The 14,722-nt window shown below is 68.5% G+C and carries 13 protein-coding genes; 5 read left to right on the plus strand and 8 right to left on the minus strand.

Annotated features, from left to right (window positions below; genetic code table 11):
* Window positions 1–334 precede the first annotated feature (334 nt).
* A complete protein-coding gene (locus tag ACT86A_RS11365) occupies window positions 335–1,834 on the minus strand; it encodes a cytochrome P450 (protein WP_445092019.1) in 1,500 nt (499 codons plus the stop codon).
* 228 nt (window positions 1,835–2,062) lie between these two features.
* On the opposite strand from ACT86A_RS11365, the gene ACT86A_RS11370 reads away from it, so the two are divergent.
* Entirely contained in the window at window positions 2,063–3,496 is a 1,434-nt protein-coding gene (locus ACT86A_RS11370) for an NAD(P)/FAD-dependent oxidoreductase (RefSeq protein WP_445092020.1), read from the plus strand.
* 116 nt (window positions 3,497–3,612) lie between these two features.
* A complete protein-coding gene (locus ACT86A_RS11375) occupies window positions 3,613–4,479 on the plus strand; it encodes a hypothetical protein (protein ID WP_445092021.1) in 867 nt (288 codons plus the stop codon).
* 88 nt (window positions 4,480–4,567) lie between these two features.
* On the opposite strand, the gene ACT86A_RS11380 is transcribed toward ACT86A_RS11375, so the two are convergent.
* Window positions 4,568–6,034, minus strand: coding sequence for an MFS transporter (locus ACT86A_RS11380; RefSeq protein WP_445092022.1), 1,467 nt, complete (start codon window positions 6,032–6,034; stop codon window positions 4,568–4,570).
* Between the two features lie 275 nt (window positions 6,035–6,309).
* Window positions 6,310–6,987, minus strand: a complete 678-nt coding sequence (locus ACT86A_RS11385; RefSeq protein ID WP_445092023.1) for an O-methyltransferase — start codon at window positions 6,985–6,987, stop codon at window positions 6,310–6,312.
* Between the two features lie 72 nt (window positions 6,988–7,059).
* Between ACT86A_RS11385 and ACT86A_RS11390 the strand changes: the two genes are divergently transcribed.
* Entirely contained in the window at window positions 7,060–7,938 is an 879-nt protein-coding gene (locus tag ACT86A_RS11390; RefSeq protein WP_445092024.1) for an SGNH/GDSL hydrolase family protein, read from the plus strand.
* 67 nt (window positions 7,939–8,005) lie between these two features.
* On the opposite strand, the gene ACT86A_RS11395 is transcribed toward ACT86A_RS11390, so the two are convergent.
* Both ACT86A_RS11395 and ACT86A_RS11400 read right to left on the minus strand, forming a co-directional pair.
* Window positions 8,006–9,286: an SPFH domain-containing protein gene (locus ACT86A_RS11395; protein ID WP_445092025.1), complete on the minus strand. Its 1,281-nt coding sequence runs from the start codon at window positions 9,284–9,286 to the stop codon at window positions 8,006–8,008.
* Window positions 9,286–9,717 carry an NfeD family protein gene (locus tag ACT86A_RS11400; RefSeq protein ID WP_445092026.1) on the minus strand — a complete coding sequence of 144 codons (432 nt, stop codon included), beginning with the start codon at window positions 9,715–9,717 and terminating at the stop codon, window positions 9,286–9,288. Before ACT86A_RS11400 ends, ACT86A_RS11395 begins: the two co-directional genes overlap by 1 nt.
* A 128-nt stretch (window positions 9,718–9,845) precedes the next feature.
* On the opposite strand from ACT86A_RS11400, the gene ACT86A_RS11405 reads away from it, so the two are divergent.
* Entirely contained in the window at window positions 9,846–10,670 is an 825-nt protein-coding gene (locus tag ACT86A_RS11405; RefSeq protein ID WP_445092027.1) for a DUF3097 domain-containing protein, read from the plus strand.
* Window positions 10,671–10,964: 294 nt separating this feature from the next.
* Entirely contained in the window at window positions 10,965–11,780 is an 816-nt protein-coding gene (locus ACT86A_RS11410) for an Rv1486c family protein (protein ID WP_445092028.1), read from the plus strand.
* Between the two features lie 222 nt (window positions 11,781–12,002).
* On the opposite strand, the gene ACT86A_RS11415 is transcribed toward ACT86A_RS11410, so the two are convergent.
* The 3 genes from ACT86A_RS11415 to fabG1 form a co-directional block, all read right to left on the minus strand.
* Window positions 12,003–13,076: a ferrochelatase gene (locus tag ACT86A_RS11415; RefSeq protein ID WP_445092029.1), complete on the minus strand. Its 1,074-nt coding sequence runs from the start codon at window positions 13,074–13,076 to the stop codon at window positions 12,003–12,005.
* Between the two features lie 10 nt (window positions 13,077–13,086).
* Window positions 13,087–13,923: an NADH-dependent enoyl-ACP reductase InhA gene (inhA, locus tag ACT86A_RS11420; RefSeq protein WP_445092030.1), complete on the minus strand. Its 837-nt coding sequence runs from the start codon at window positions 13,921–13,923 to the stop codon at window positions 13,087–13,089.
* A gap of 81 nt (window positions 13,924–14,004) precedes the next feature.
* Window positions 14,005–14,721: a 3-oxoacyl-ACP reductase FabG1 gene (gene fabG1, locus ACT86A_RS11425; RefSeq protein ID WP_445092031.1), complete on the minus strand. Its 717-nt coding sequence runs from the start codon at window positions 14,719–14,721 to the stop codon at window positions 14,005–14,007.
* Window position 14,722 lies beyond the last annotated feature (1 nt).

The raw sequence follows: 14,722 nt of genomic DNA on the forward strand, positions 1-14,722 counted from the left end.
CGGTCACTCGGACACGAGACGGGCCGCGAACGGTGCTCGTAAGACTCGCACCCGATGGGGCTCGGAACGCATGCGTGCTAGGGCGTCATCTGCGCCTGGCTGTCCGAGCCGGGTGCGCATCCGGAACGCGCGGGCATCGCCGCGGAGGTGCCCTGCTTGCGGGTCCAGGACCAGCCTTCGCCCATTTTGTGTCGATGCCAGGCGCGAGACGGCCGCGAACGGTGTCTGTCAGGCTCGCATCCAACGCAACCCGGATCGCGTGCATCGGTCGCGGGCCGTGTTTGCACTGCCTGCGCCTGCGGCGGTCGTAGGACAGGGGCTGGGCGGGTGCTAGTCACCTGGTGGCCGCGCGCCTGCGCAGCATCACTGGGGCGCCGTCCCTGGGGAACGGGATCGTGGTGAACCCCCAGGGCATCCGATATTTCTCCGGGATCCGCCACTCGTATTCGCGCACCAGGGCGGCGGCTACCGTCTTCACCTCGAACGTGCCGAAGTGCATCCCGATGCACTTGTGCGCGCCCGCACCGAACGGCATCCAGGCCAGGCGGTGCGACTTGTCCTCGCGCCGCTGCTCGCCGAACCGCTCGGGGTCGAATCGCTCGGGGTGGGTCCACAGCTCAGGGAGCAAATGATCGACCTGGTAGGCGAGGTCGACCGGGGCGCCCGCGGGAATGTAATGCCCGGCGATCTCGGTGTCGCGCACGGCGCGGCGCGACAATCCCGGAACCGGCGGCATCAACCGCAGGCTTTCCTTCACGACCAGGTCCAGATCGGTCAGTTCCGCTAGATCCGCGATCGTCGGCGGCGCATCACCGAGCCGCTCGTCCATAGCGAGCACCTCAGCGCGCACCCGCTGCTGCCAGTCGGGGTGTTTACCCAAGTAGTAGGCGACCGCGGTGGCGGTCGTCGTGGTGGTGTCGTGTGCGGCCATGATCAGGAAAATCATGTGGTTCACCACGTCCGCGTCGCCGAAGACGCCGCCGTCCTCGCTGCGCGCGTGACAGAGGCCGGAGAAGAAATCCGACGATTCGGCGCGGCGTTTTTCGGGCAGCATCGCGGTGAAGTACTCCTCGAGCACCTTCCGGCCACGCAGCCCGGCCCGCCAGTTCCCGCCGGGCACCGAGTGCCGGATGATGGACAGCCCCGCGTGCGTGCAGTCGACGAACGCGTCGATGAGCTGTCGCCGGCGCGGCCCGACGTCGACAGCCATGAAGGTCTCGCCGGCGATGTCGAGGGTCAGTTCTTTGATGGTCGGATACAGACGCACGGTTCGTTCGGTGGCGCGCCCCTGCGGAACCCACCGCCCGATGCTCGCGCGCACCACCGGGGTCAGCGCCGCCAGGTGCGCTTCCAGCCGGTCCCTGGTAAAGGCTTGCTGCATGATCCGGCGGTGGAATTTGTGCTCGTCGAATTCCAGCAGCAGCAGGCCACGCCGGAAGAACGGGCCGATGAAATAGTCCCAGCCCTGGCCGAAGTCCCGGCGCCGGTGACCGAGCACCTCGTCGAGCGCGTCGGGCCCGGCGACCAGCACCCGGTCGACACCGAGGGAAGAGTTCAGCGAGACCGGCCCGTAGCGGCGGTAGCGCTCCATCATCTCGGCCGGACCCCAGCGCATGTAGTGCAGCGCCCGGCCCAGATAGGGCAATCCGGCATCGCCGCGCACGGCGATGGCATTACTTCCGCACGGTGGCGTGGCCAGCACCTGACGCCGTTCCGGCAGCAAACCCAGCGCACGGTCGATCAGATGATCGTGCGGGACCTCGATCAGCGCGACGTTCTCCGATCCGGCCTGCGGGCCGGACTCGGGGCGGACCACGCGGTCACCGGCAACCATGGCGAACCTCCCTGAACGACAGTGTCCATCGTAGGCTTCCAGCCGCGTCCGCCCGCGCCGGTTCCGCCGTCCCGATCCTGCCCGCATCGAGCCGCTGACGGTGCGATAACGCACCGCAACACGCAGGAACAAGAATTTCGCCGTGACGGTGCACGACGCGGCGGCTACGGTTGGGCGTGTCAGCAACCGTCGCCGGGAACGCCCCGGGGTGCATCGAGGAGCAGCACGATGAGCAGTCAGACTGCCGAGAACGGTCGGCACCGGGTGGTGGTGATCGGCTCGGGCTTCGGCGGCCTGTTCGGCACGAAACATCTCGAGCACGCCGACGTCGAAGTCACGCTGATCTCGAAGACCTCGACCCACCTGTTCCAGCCGCTGCTCTATCAGGTCGCGACCGGCATCCTTTCGGTCGGCGAGATCGCGCCCGCCACCAGGCTCGTGCTGCGCAAGCAGAAGAACGCGCGGGTGCTGCTCGGCGAGGTCACCGACATCGACCTGCGCAACAAGACGGTGACCTCCCACCTGCTCAGCAACGACACCGTCACCCCGTTCGACAGTCTGATCGTCGCGACCGGTGCGCAGCAGTCCTACTTCGGCAACGACCGGTTCGCCACCTTCGCGCCCGGTATGAAAACCATCGATGACGCGCTGGAGTTGCGCGGCCGGATCCTGGGGGCGTTCGAGCAGGCCGAGGTGGCCACCACCCAGGAGGAGCGCGACCGGCTGCTGACCTTCGTCATCGTCGGCGCGGGCCCCACCGGCGTCGAACTGGCGGGCCAGATCGCCGAGCTCGCCGATCGCACGCTGGAGGGCACCTTCCACAACATCGATCCGCGCGACGCGCGTGTGGTGCTGATCGAGGGCGCCGGCGCGGTGCTCGGACCGATGGGGCCCAAGCTGGGCGGCAAAGCCGAACGGCGCCTGACGAACATGGGCGTGGAGATCCAGCTGAACGCGATGGTGATCGACGTCGACGCGTTCGGCGTGACGGTCAAAGACTCCGACGGCACCATCCGCCGCATCGAGTCGGCGTGCAAGGTCTGGTCGGCGGGCGTCCAGGCCAGTCCGCTGGGCAAGATGATCGCCGACCAGTCCGATGGCACCGAGATCGACCGGGCCGGCCGGGTCGTGGTCGAACCGGATCTGACGGTGCGGGGCTACCCCAACGTGTTCGTGGTCGGCGACCTGATGTCGGTACCCAACGTGCCCGGTCAGGCGCAGGGAGCCATCCAGGGCGCGACCTATGCGGCCGAGCAGATCAAGGCCGGCCTCAAGGGCCGGACGCCGCAGCAGCGCAAGCCGTTCAAGTACTTCAACAAGGGCAGCATGGCCACCATCTCGCGGTTCAGCGCCGTGTGTCAGGTGGGCAAGCTGGAGTTCGGCGGGTTCATCGCGTGGCTGGCCTGGCTGGCGCTGCACCTGTACTACCTGGTCGGGTACCGCAGCCGGATCACCACGGTGATCCAGTGGTTCGTCACCTTCCTCGGCCGCGGCCGCGGACAGATGGCGGCCACCGAGCAGTGGGTGTTCGCGCGACTGGCCTTGGAGGCCATCACTACCGGCGACGGGGAGGACGCCGAACAACTGGCCGCCGCGCTCGCCGCGGCCACCACGAGTCGACTGGCGGTGGACAAGGCCAACACCGACGTCAGAGCGGGCTGAATAGCGACACAGAGCTTGTTGCGATTCGGGTGCCATAGCGCGCGCCCGACCAATCCAGGTTGCCAGCGAATCCGAATGTGGGGCGTCGAAGCCTCCTTCCGGATGAAAGGTGATCTATGGGCACAGGCAAGCACAGAGCAGCCGACCCGCGTCGACAGAAGATGGGTTCGATCGTCGTCGCTGGGACGATTCCGCTGGTCCTCGCGCTGGCGGGAACCGGCACCGCGAACGCCGACCCCGATCGGTCCGCCCTGGCGCCCCCGGCCGACCACACGGAGCAGACCGGCGAAGCAGGGCAGTGGCCTGCGGCCCAGGCCCCGAACGTGCGTCCGTACCAAGGTCTGCGTATCCCGGACGACACGCTGAGTTCGTTGCAGTGGGCGCGGCCGCTGCCGGACAAGAAATACCTGGCCCCGGTGGATGTGCTGCACCTGCCCATTCCGGTCGCCCCGGTGCCGCCGATCGCGCCGCCGCCGCACAAGTTGCGCTTCGGTGACGTGCAGGTCGACGCACCGGAATGGCTCTATCGGGAGCAGGCGATCCAACTCAACGACGGCGCGGCGCAAGCAGAGGCCGACATGGCGACGTTCCTCGACTCCGTCGGCATGGAGCGAACCCGGTCCGACCGCATCGCGGGCCAGACGGTGGGCGCCGCCGCGATCGGTGCGGCCGCGGGCGCCGCGGTGGCAAGCCCGTTCGCTCTGGTCGGGGCCGCGGTCGGCGGCGTGATCGGCGGTGTGATCGGCTTGCCGTTCGCACCGATCGGCCTTGCCGCGGGTCCGATGGGCGCGGCTTACGGCGCGGCCCTCATGGCCGTCCCCCTTGCGGCCATCGGCGCGGGCGTCGGTGCGACCCTGGGGGCGGTGCACGCGTTCAGCGCGCCCCCACAGGCCGCGAGCGCACCTCCGGAATCCGCGGAGAACCCGGCGGAAACCGCCGAAACGGCTCCTGCCGACACGCCCTCGGAGGGGGCCGACGGTTGAGCGGACCGGCGCATTCCAGGAGTGCGACGGAAGGGTGGGAACCCGACGACATCGGCGGGCTCCCACCTTTTCGCTTCTCCCACGGGCCTCAGCGCTGCGCGGATGAGGCGAACCGGGCGATGAGTGCCATCACCACCAGCGCCGACGCGCCGACGGTCACCGCGACATGGAGCCCGTCGACGAAGGATTCGCGGGCCGACTCGATCAACGCCGCATCGCCGCCGGCCTTCCGGATAGTCTCACCGAGCGTGGGCGCGTAGTCACCACCGGACCGGAAGATCAGCGCCGCGAGCGAGCCGAGCAGCGCCAGGCCCAGTGCGTTGCCCAATTCGAAGCTGGTCTCCGAGATGCCTACCGCCGACCCCGCCCGCTGCGGCGGTACCGACGACACCGCCACGTCGGACACGAGCGTGAAGGACAGGCCATAGCCGATTCCGGCGATGGTGGAGCCGGTCAGATACCACCCGGGCCCGCCGTGCACGCCGACGCCGAGCATCATGAGGTTGCCGAGCGCCGAGGCCAGCAGGGCGAAGACGAAAGTGGCGGGAGCACCGAACCGGTGTCCGACCCGTGCGCCGCCCATCGCGCATACGAACACCGCGATCGCCATCGGGATACCGAGCAGCGCCGCGGCCAGCGGCGTGCGCCCGGTCACCGACTGCAGGTAGACGCTCGTCAGATAGCTCAGACCGGCCAGCGACATCATGCCGATCAGGCTGGCACCGATCGCCACCGAGAACGGGACCCTGGCGAACAACCTCAGGTCGAGCAGTGGTTCATCGAGCCGGCGCTGTCTACGGACGAAGACAGTCGAGATCATCGCGCCGATCAGCGCGATGACGATGGCCCACCCATCGATGCCTTCGGTCGCGGCGCGTTTGACGCTGTAGACCATCGGCAGGATGCCACCGATGGACAAGGCGACGCTCGGCAAGTCCAGCCGCCCCAGGACGACCGCCCGATGTTCCGGCAGCACGAACGGACCGAACGCGAGCAGGATCAGCAGTACTGGAATATTGATGAGAAAAACCGAGCCCCACCAGAATTGGTGCAGCAACAGGCCACCGATGATCGGCCCGACGGCCGAGCCGCCGGCGAAGAACGCCGTCCAGACCCCGATCGCGGCGGCCCGCTCGCGCGCGTCCGGAAACAGGCTGGAGATCAGCGCAAGGCTGGAGGGCAGCAAGGTCGCGCCACCGATGCCCATGAGGGCCCGCGCCGCGATCAGCACGCCCGCGCTCGGCGCGAATGCCGCGAACACCGACGCGATCCCGAAAACCATGGCGCCCGCCAGCAGGAGCCTGCGCCGCCCGAACCGGTCACCGAGGTTGCCCATGGTGATCAGCAGGCCCGCGATCAGGAAGCCGTAGACATCGAGAATCCACAGTTGCTGGGCCGCTGAGGGGTCCAGATCGACGGTCAGCGTCGGAAGGGCGAGGAACAGCACCGAAATATCCAGCGACACGAGCAGCACCGGCAGCAGCAAAACGGACAGGCCCAGCGAGGCGCGGCGCCCACCCTTTGCCGTCGGCGCCCGCCGCATGTCTGTCATCATCCCGAATATCCTCTCACCGGCGCGCACGTTGTACGCCCGAGTCCGCCTACAGCGCATCGCCCCAAACGGTCGGACCGTCAGTTCGAATGACGAAGGGCCGCAGTCGCTTCGGCCGAAAAATCGGCCACGCCCGACACTACCGCCGAGGTGGTGCTCGGCCCGACGATGCCCGCGCAGGCCGATGTGGACCTGCGCGTTGCGGCGGAACGAGCCACGGCCGAGGCCCGCGCCCCGCCGCACGCCGCACGCCGGAGTCGATCCCCTGATCGAAGCACTCAGTCGGCGCTGTCGCCGTTGACGACAGCGTAGGCGAAACCATCCCACCCTTTGCTGCCCACGGTCTGGACCACGGTCGCGTCCAGGCTCGGTTCGGCGGCGAGCAGTTCGATCAGTTCCCGGCCGGCCTGGGCGGCCGGGTCCGGCGAGTGCTCCTGCACGATGGCCCCGCCGCGGACCACGTTGTCGACGATGATCACCGAGCCCGGCCGGGTCAAGCGCAGCGCCCACAGCACGTAGTTCGAGTTGTTCACCTTGTCCGCGTCGATGAACACCAGATCGAACGGATCGGGATCCTCCTCGGCGAGCACCAGCAGGCTGTCCAGCGCGGCGCCGACCCGGATCTCCACCCGCTCGCCCACCCCGGCCTGTTCCAGGTTCGCCCGTGCTACCGCAGCGTGCTGCGCGGCGAACTCCAACGTGACCACCTGCCCCTTCGCGCCGACCGCACGGGCGAGCCAGAGCGTGCTGTATCCGCCGAGCGTGCCGATCTCCAGCACCCGTCGTGCCCCGATCGTCCTGGCCAGTAAATTCAGGAACTTTCCCTGCGGCGGTGACACGTCGATCGCGGGCAGGTCCGCAGCCTTGTTCGCCGCCAACGCGGCTTCGGAAGCGCGATCCGCCACGAGGGTTTCCACGAGATAGTCGTCTACGTCGGTCCATTCAGGTGTCGTCATACTGGAAGTCTGCCACCGGATTCCGTCCGCGAGATCGGCTCCGGCGAGTAGCGTGCGTCCCAGGAGGCGGACATGGTCAGGAGTCGACAGCGCGCAGGAGACAGTACGACGAGCCTGCCGCACGCCATCGCCGTCACCGTCTGCCTGCTCGCCCTCGGCGCCCCCACCCCGGCCCATGCCGCGCCCGGCGGCGGGGGCGCCGAGTACGTCGCGCTCGGCGATTCCGGCGCGGCCACCACCGGCGTACGGAACTTCGATACCTCGGCTCCGCTGCGATGCCTCCGCTCGACCGCCAACACACCGAAGCTGGTCGCCCAGGATCTCGGCCTGCGACTCGACGACCGCACCTGCAATTCGGCGCGAATCACGGACCTCAGCACCGCTCAGGAGCCGGGGATCGCACCGCAGTTCGATGCGCTCGGCCCGGACACCAGACTGGTGACGGTACACATCGGCGCGAACGACGCCCTGATGGCCGAACACGTCGTCGCCTGCCACGCATCCGGCATCTTCGGCGTCGGCGTTTGTGCCGGTCCGGCCTGGGACGCCGACATCGACGGCATCGCGACGTCATATTCGGCCGCGTTACGCCAGATCGCGGCGCTGGCACCGAAGGCGAAGATCGTCGTGGACGGCTGGCCGAGCTACGTCCGCGAGGGCGGTTGCCCCGAACTCGTCGGACTTCGCCCCTCCGACGCCGGCCGCGTACAGGCCGCCTTCGACCACCTCAACACGGTGGTGGCCGGCGCCGCCACGGCACACGGCGCCACCTATGTCGACACCCGTGCCGCGTCGATAGGCCGCGACGCCTGCGCCCCGGCCGGGGTTCGCTGGATCGACCCGGTGATCGCCACCGAAACCCTCGTCCCGTACCACCTCACGCCACAGGGCATGCGAGGGGTCGCCGACGTCATCGTCCCGGCGATCCGCGCGTCGGGATTGCCCGACTGAAACCCTTGCCGCCATGCGGCAGCGCCCCGGACTCCAGGTGGAATCCGGGGCGCTTCGGCGTGGGGCCTTACTTCGAGAAGTTCTCCGGCGGCTGCCAGGGGCGGCCGTGCGGGTCGTCGGGACGGTAGGCCGGGGGTTGCTGCGGAGGCTGCGGTTGCTGTGGAGGCTGCTGCGCTTGGAAGGCATCCTGCGGAGGAAGCACCGGCTGGTGCGGAGAGGGTTCGTATCCCTGCCGCGGCGATGCCGGTGCCACGCCCTCTACCGGAGTACGCGCCGTGGCTTCGGCGGCTCGCACGGCCCGCTCGATGGTCGGGTCGGGCGCGGTGTCGAACCAGTCCGCGACGTCGGAGTCATCCTCCGGCTTGACCTCCGAGCCGTCGGAGGCGGGTGGCTCGTAACGGAACACACCGTCCTCGCCCTGCGTGCCGAAGCTCTTGGCGAACCCTTCGAGCGCCTTGCCGAAATCGCTCGGCACCAACCACACCTTGTTCGCGTCGCCGCGGGCGACCATGGGCAGCGTTTGCAGGTACTGGTAGGCAAGCAGTTCCGGCGTCGGCTTGCCGGATTTGATGGCGGCGAAGACCTTTTCGATGGCTTTGGCCTGTCCCTGCGCTTGCAGATAGGCGGCGGCGCGCTCACCTTGGGCGCGCAGGATACGGCTCTGCCGTTCACCTTCGGCCGACAGGATCGCTGATTGCTTGGCGCCCTCGGCGGACAGGATCTGCGCCTGCTTGGCGCCCTCGGCCGTCTTGATCTGCGACTCCCGCTGGCCTTCCGCGGTGAGGATCATCGCGCGCTTCTCGCGGTCGGCCTTCATCTGCTTCTCCATCGACTCCTGGATCGATGGCGGCGGATCGATGCTCTTCAACTCGACCCGCGCGACCCTCAGTCCCCAGCGCCCGGTCGCCTCGTCGAGCACACCGCGCAGCTGGCCATTGATCGAGTCGCGGGAGGTGAGCGTCTGTTCGAGCGTCATACCGCCGACCACATTGCGCAACGTGGTAACGGTCAATTGCTCGACCGCGGCGATGTAGTTGCTGATCTCGTACACCGCCGCCTGCGGGCTGGTCACCTGGAAATAGACCACGGTGTCGATGTGCAGGGTGAGGTTGTCCTCGGTGATCACCGGCTGCGGCGGGAACGACACCACCCGCTCACGCAGATCCACCTTGGCGCGAACCCGGTCGGCGAACGGCACCAGGAACGTGAGCTGGCCCGACACCGTGCGCGAGTACCGGCCCAGGCGCTCGATCACCGCGGCCTCTGCCTGCGGCACCAGCGCGATCGACTTGAAGACCACCACCACGACCAGCAGGACGAGGACGGCGGCAACGATAAGGACAGCCATTACGGTCCTTTCCATACGACGGCGGTCGCGCCGTCGATCTTCATGACATACACGGTGGCACCAGGCTCGTAGACTTCGCTCGTATCCATCGGCCTAGCGGTCCAGATCTCCCCGCCGAGCTTCACCTGACCGGAATGCGCCGCGACCTGCTCGAGCACCAGCGCCGTCTTCCCGGGCAGCGCGTCCACATTCGTCGGCGTCGGCGGCGGAGTTCCGAAGCGTCGGCGCAGGGCCGGGCGGACACCGAGCAGCAGGACCGCCGAGATCACCGCGAACACGATGGCATCCACTACCAGCGAGGTGCCCGCCGCGGCGCTGACACCCGCGGTGCCGAGCGCGGCGACACCGAGCATCAGCAGCGTGAGGTCCCCCGTGAGCATTTCCGCCGCCGTGAGCAGGATGCCCGCGACAAGCCAAAAAATAGCGGCCACACGACCACTGTAATGCTCCGGCCCGGCTCATGGGATCGACCGCCGACGGTACTCGGCAGGAATTCCGCGCCGGGACGCGCGGCGACCGGCTGCGACGAATCCCGCAGGGGCGGTGCTAGCTTCAGGCGGTGAGCGGGCGTGACAGGTATGGCGACATCTTCTCCGGGCATCCCCGACCGAAGAAGCGGGTGATAGCGACGGTCACCGCGGACCGCGACCTGGTCGTCGAAGACGCCGCCACCGGATTCTGCGGCGCCGTGGTCGGATTCGATCGCAGTTACGACGGCGAGTTCGTCAAGCTGGAGGACGCGCGCGGCGTGGTGCGGCTGTTCGCGCTGCGCGAGGCCGCGTTCCTCATCGACGGCGAGCCGGTCACGCTGGTGCGGCCGGTCGCGGCCGCGCCGAAGAAACCCACCCGCTCCGCGTCGGGCTCCACCCGGGTCGAGGGTCTGCGCGCCAAGGTGGCTCGCGGTAGCCGGATCTGGGTGGAGGGTGTCCACGACGCCGCCCTGGTGGAGCGGGTGTGGGGCCACGATCTGCGTGTCGAGGGCGTGGTCGTCGAGCATTTGGAAGGCCTGGACAACCTGGCGACGCGGCTGGCGGACTTCGAGCCGGGACCCGGCCGGCGCGTCGGGGTGCTGGTCGACCATTTGGTGACCGGATCGAAAGAGACGCAGCTGACCACCGGGCTCGGACCGCACGTGCTGGTGACCGGGCACCCTTTCGTCGACGTCTGGCAGGCGGTGCGCCCCGCGACCGTCGGCATCGCGCAGTGGCCGCGGGTGCCGCGCGGCGAGAACTGGAAAACCGGCGTCTGCGCGCGACTGCGCTGGGGCACCCCGCAGGACGGATGGCGTCGGGTCTACGGCGCGGTGAACTCTTTCCGCGACTTGGAGGCCCCGCTCATCGGCGCGGTGGAACGTCTCATCGATTTCGTCACGGAACCGGCATAGGCGGCTGCCGCGCCTCCGCCGGCCCGGCACCTCGAGCAGCTACCGCACCCCCGCTCAGCCCAGCACCTCCAGCAGCTACCGCAACCCCACTCAGCCCGGCACGACTGGGATGGACTTCGCCCGGCCCGTGTCGCGGTGTGTGGCTGGATCCCCGTCGCGCCACCGGGATGGCAGCTGGTTTCCGCGTATGCCCAGTAGCCGTCACCCCGGTGTATCCGTGGTTCCGGCGCTGCTCACGAATGCCATCGCGCATGGATGCCCGCCGGTAGCGCCCACCCTTTATGCTCGATGATTATGTGCTCTCCAAGCGCGACGCTGACGGTGTGGGCGAGTTCCTGGCTGGCCGGCCGCAGTGCGCCCGACGATGTTTTGGCGGCCTTGCACGCATGGGCGCCGAGGCACACGATCGCTGCCGGCGATCCGCTCGCCGGCGGCCGCACCGATCTGCCTTGGTCGGCGCACGGCGGCCTGCCAGGAAGCGGAGTCATGGCTCTGCTCAAGGTGATTCGCGAGACCATGGCACGCCCGGGGTCACAGCTGCGACTGGTGCTGCCGGTGCCCGGAGACGTGCGGGGCGTCCCGGTGGGCACCGCGTTCGCCGCCGACGCGATCGAGGCCGAAGAGGGCATCCTGATCGGCGTCCCCGGCACCGACGGCACAGGTCTCATCCCGCAGTGGATCGAGGAGAACACGCTGCAGTGGACCGTCTACAGCACCCCGATCCCGACGGCGCCCGGGGCCGACATGTCGCTGGGCGAGGCCGAATACGCGATGCGCGAAGCGGTCCGCGACGCCGCCGACGCGCTGATGAAATTGCACACCACCGCGCTCGGCGCGGCCGATTCCGATCCGCGTGAACTCATCGAAGCCGAACTCGCCGACTACTCGCGGCACGACTATCCCGACTCGATTCCATTGCGCGCCAAACGTATTCTCGATACGGCCGACCATGTCGCGGCCATCCTCACGGTAGCGCAGCGGGAACCAGCCTCCGCCCCTACCTCCGCCAGCGCGATCGGCGCACAGGAATCGCTGCTGCGCCCCCTGTGGGACGCGATCCGCGCGGCGCGACTGGTCGCCGTGCACGCCTCCGCGCGGGGAAACCACTGACCACGGCCCGGTTTCCCCTGGCCCGGCTTCCCTTACAGCCATACCCTCTGCACTGCCCCGGTGATCAATCCGGCGGGCGGGAAGTCACCGCTGGGGCGGATATTGTGCGCGTCGAATTGCGCGGCGTCGGTCAGGACGTCGGCATAGGTCATCGAGAGTTACCCTCGAGGAGGTTGAATCGGCAGTCCCAGGCGCAATAGTTGCTATCGCCCGTGATTCGCACTAGTTCCCGGGGCTGGGACGACGCGGCGCGGCGCAACAGCCGGGGGCGCACGAGGCGCCGTTGCGGGTGCAGCCATATCCCGGGACACCACCGAGGCGACGAGGTTCGGTCGCGCTCAGATGCTCGGAGATCAATTCGACGACCAGCGTCGCGAAGCGGGGGTCGGTACCCGGCGTAGCGGCGCGCGCGAAAGCCATACCGAGTTCGGCGGCCTTCTGCGCAGCCTCGTTGTCGAGATCCCAGACGACCTCGAGATGATCGGAGACGAAGCCGACCGGACAGACGATGACCGCATCGACCCCCTTGGCGGCGAGATCGTCCAGATGGTCGACGATGTCCGGTTCCAGCCAGGGCACCTGCGGCGGACCGGAACGAGACTGCCAGACCAGATCATGGTCGGTGAAACCGGTTGCCGCGGCGCACAATCGGGCGGCCTCGGCGACCTGACGGCTGTAGAGCCGGCCACCGTCCGGTGGCGGGCCCGCGGCGGCGTCGGCGGACACCGGAATGGAGTGGGCGGTGAACACCAGCCGCGCTCCGGCGCGGCGGTCGGCCGGAAGCTGTCGCTGTGCCGCGCGGATCGCGTCGGCGAACGCTTCGATCAGCAACGGGTGGTCGAAGTACTGGCGCAGTTTGACCAGTTCCGGCGCGCCGTCATCGAAAGCCGCACGTGCCCTTGCGATGTCCTCGTGATACTGCAGGCAGCCGGAGTACCCACCCCACGCCGAGGTCGGGAACACGAGCGCCGAGCGGACGCCGTCGGCGGCCATCCGCGCGACGGTGTCCTCCACCATCGGATGCCAATTCCGGTTACCGAAATAGACCGGCAGATCCAGCCCCGCAGAGGCCAATTCGGCCGTTACCGCCGCGATGATGTCCCGGTTGAGCGCGTTGATCGGAGAAACGCCGCCGAAGTGCAGATAGTGCTGCGCGACCGCGTCGAGGCGCGCACGCGGCACTCCCCTGCCCCGGGTGACATTCTCCAGGAACGGCATCACGTCCTCGGGACGCTCCGGGCCGCCGAAAGACAGCAGCAGTAGTGCGTCCGCGGCCCGAAACACGGTGTCTCCCATCGAATCCAGCTCAGTTGATCGTGGCGTTCTCCGGGAACCACGTGTTGTGGCTCGCTCCACCGTCGACGTAGATGATCGAACCGGTGGTGCCCGGCAGCCAGTCCGACAGCAGCGCGACGATCGACTTCGCCACCACCGTGGGGTCGTCGACATCCCAGCCGATCGGCGACGCGCCGTCCCAGTACGTGTTGAGCTGATTGAGCTGGGCGGCGTCGTCGGTCGCGGTGCCCGCGATCGCCTTGGCGGCCAGCGTCTTGATCGGACCGGCGGCGATCAGGTTGGAGCGGATCCTCTTGGCCGCGCCCACTTCCCGCGCCACATATCGGTTCACCGACTCCAGCGCCGCCTTGGCCACGCCCATCCAGTTGTAGTACGGCATCGCGGTGCGCGGATCGAAGTCCATGCCGACGATCGAGCCGCCCTCGTTCATCACCGGCAGTACGGCGCGCGACAGCGAGGCGTAGCTCCACGCCGAGATCTCGAACGCCTTCGCCGCGTCCGGGCCCGGCCCGTCGAGGAAAGGCCGAGCCTGCGGCCCCATCAGAGTCCGGGGAGCGAACGCGATCGAATGCAAAACCCCGTCGATCCCCTCGGGCGCCAGTTCACGCAGCTTGTCGGCCAGCCCGGCGAGATCCTCCTCGCTGGTGACGTCGAGCCCGATGGCCGGCGGAACTTCCTGGGGCAGGCGCTTGGCGATCCGATCGATCAGCCGCAGCCGCTCCGGGATGCCGGTGATGATCACCTTCGCGCCCTGCTCCTGCGCGACCGCCGCCGCGTGGAACGCGATCGACGAATCGGTGATGATGCCGGTGACCAGAATGGTCTTGCCTTCGAGCAGTCCGCCCATGGGTTCTCGGTTCTCCTGAAATCTCGAATGTGGGGTTGGCTGCGAGCGACCGCGATCGGCCGCGCTACGCGTTCGGTGTGCTCAGTGGCCCATACCCATGCCGCCGTCGACCGGGATCACAGCGCCGGAGACATAGCCGGAATCCTCGGAGGCCAGAAAGCTGACTACGGCCGCAATGTCTTCCGGTTGGCCGAGCCGCTGCAGCGGGATGAACTTCTTGGCCATATCGCGCATCTCGTCGGGCAGGTCCGCGGTCATATCGGTCTCGATGAAGCCCGGGGCGACGACATTGGCGGTGATCGAGCGCGAGCCGAGTTCGCGGGTGATCGAGCGCGCCAGACCGATCACACCTGCCTTGGACGAGGCGTAGTTGATCTGGCCGGCTTGGCCGCTCAGGCCGACCACCGAGCCGAGGAAGATCATCCGGCCCCAGCGTGCCCGCAGCATCGCGCGGTTGGCCCGCTTGGCGCACCGGAACGCACCGGTCAGGTTGGCGTCGAGCACCCGGGTGAACTGCTCCTCGGTCATCCGCATCAGCAGCGTGTCGTCGGTGATGCCCGCATTGGCCACGAGCACCTCGACCGGCCCCTGGTGCGCCTCGACCTCGGCGAACGCACCGTCCACCGACTCACTGTCGGTCACATCGCATTTCACACCGAACAAGCCGTCCGGCACCCCGGACCCACGATGCGTGACGGCCACCTTGTGACCGTCGGCGAGCAGACGCTGCGCGACCGCGAGTCCGATGCCGCGATTACCTCCGGTCACCAGGACCGACCGGGACGTGATGTTCGACATG

This window comes from Nocardia glycosmidis (assembly GCF_052545115.1).

Bases quoted from the DNA above. Each gene is read 5' to 3' on its own strand.
- ACT86A_RS11390 (WP_445092024.1), top strand. From the start codon at position 7,060: ATGGTCAGGAGTCGACAGCGCGCAGGAGACAGTACGACGAGCCTGCCG.
- ACT86A_RS11365 (WP_445092019.1), bottom strand. From the start codon at position 1,834: ATGGTTGCCGGTGACCGCGTGGTCCGCCCCGAGTCCGGCCCGCAGGCC.
- ACT86A_RS11395 (WP_445092025.1), bottom strand. From the start codon at position 9,286: ATGGCTGTCCTTATCGTTGCCGCCGTCCTCGTCCTGCTGGTCGTGGTG.
- ACT86A_RS11385 (WP_445092023.1), bottom strand. From the start codon at position 6,987: ATGACGACACCTGAATGGACCGACGTAGACGACTATCTCGTGGAAACC.
- fabG1 (WP_445092031.1), bottom strand. From the start codon at position 14,721: ATGTCGAACATCACGTCCCGGTCGGTCCTGGTGACCGGAGGTAATCGC.
- ACT86A_RS11410 (WP_445092028.1), top strand. From the start codon at position 10,965: ATGTGCTCTCCAAGCGCGACGCTGACGGTGTGGGCGAGTTCCTGGCTG.
- ACT86A_RS11375 (WP_445092021.1), top strand. From the start codon at position 3,613: ATGGGCACAGGCAAGCACAGAGCAGCCGACCCGCGTCGACAGAAGATG.
- ACT86A_RS11370 (WP_445092020.1), top strand. From the start codon at position 2,063: ATGAGCAGTCAGACTGCCGAGAACGGTCGGCACCGGGTGGTGGTGATC.
- ACT86A_RS11380 (WP_445092022.1), bottom strand. From the start codon at position 6,034: ATGATGACAGACATGCGGCGGGCGCCGACGGCAAAGGGTGGGCGCCGC.
- ACT86A_RS11415 (WP_445092029.1), bottom strand. From the start codon at position 13,076: ATGGGAGACACCGTGTTTCGGGCCGCGGACGCACTACTGCTGCTGTCT.
- inhA (WP_445092030.1), bottom strand. From the start codon at position 13,923: ATGGGCGGACTGCTCGAAGGCAAGACCATTCTGGTCACCGGCATCATC.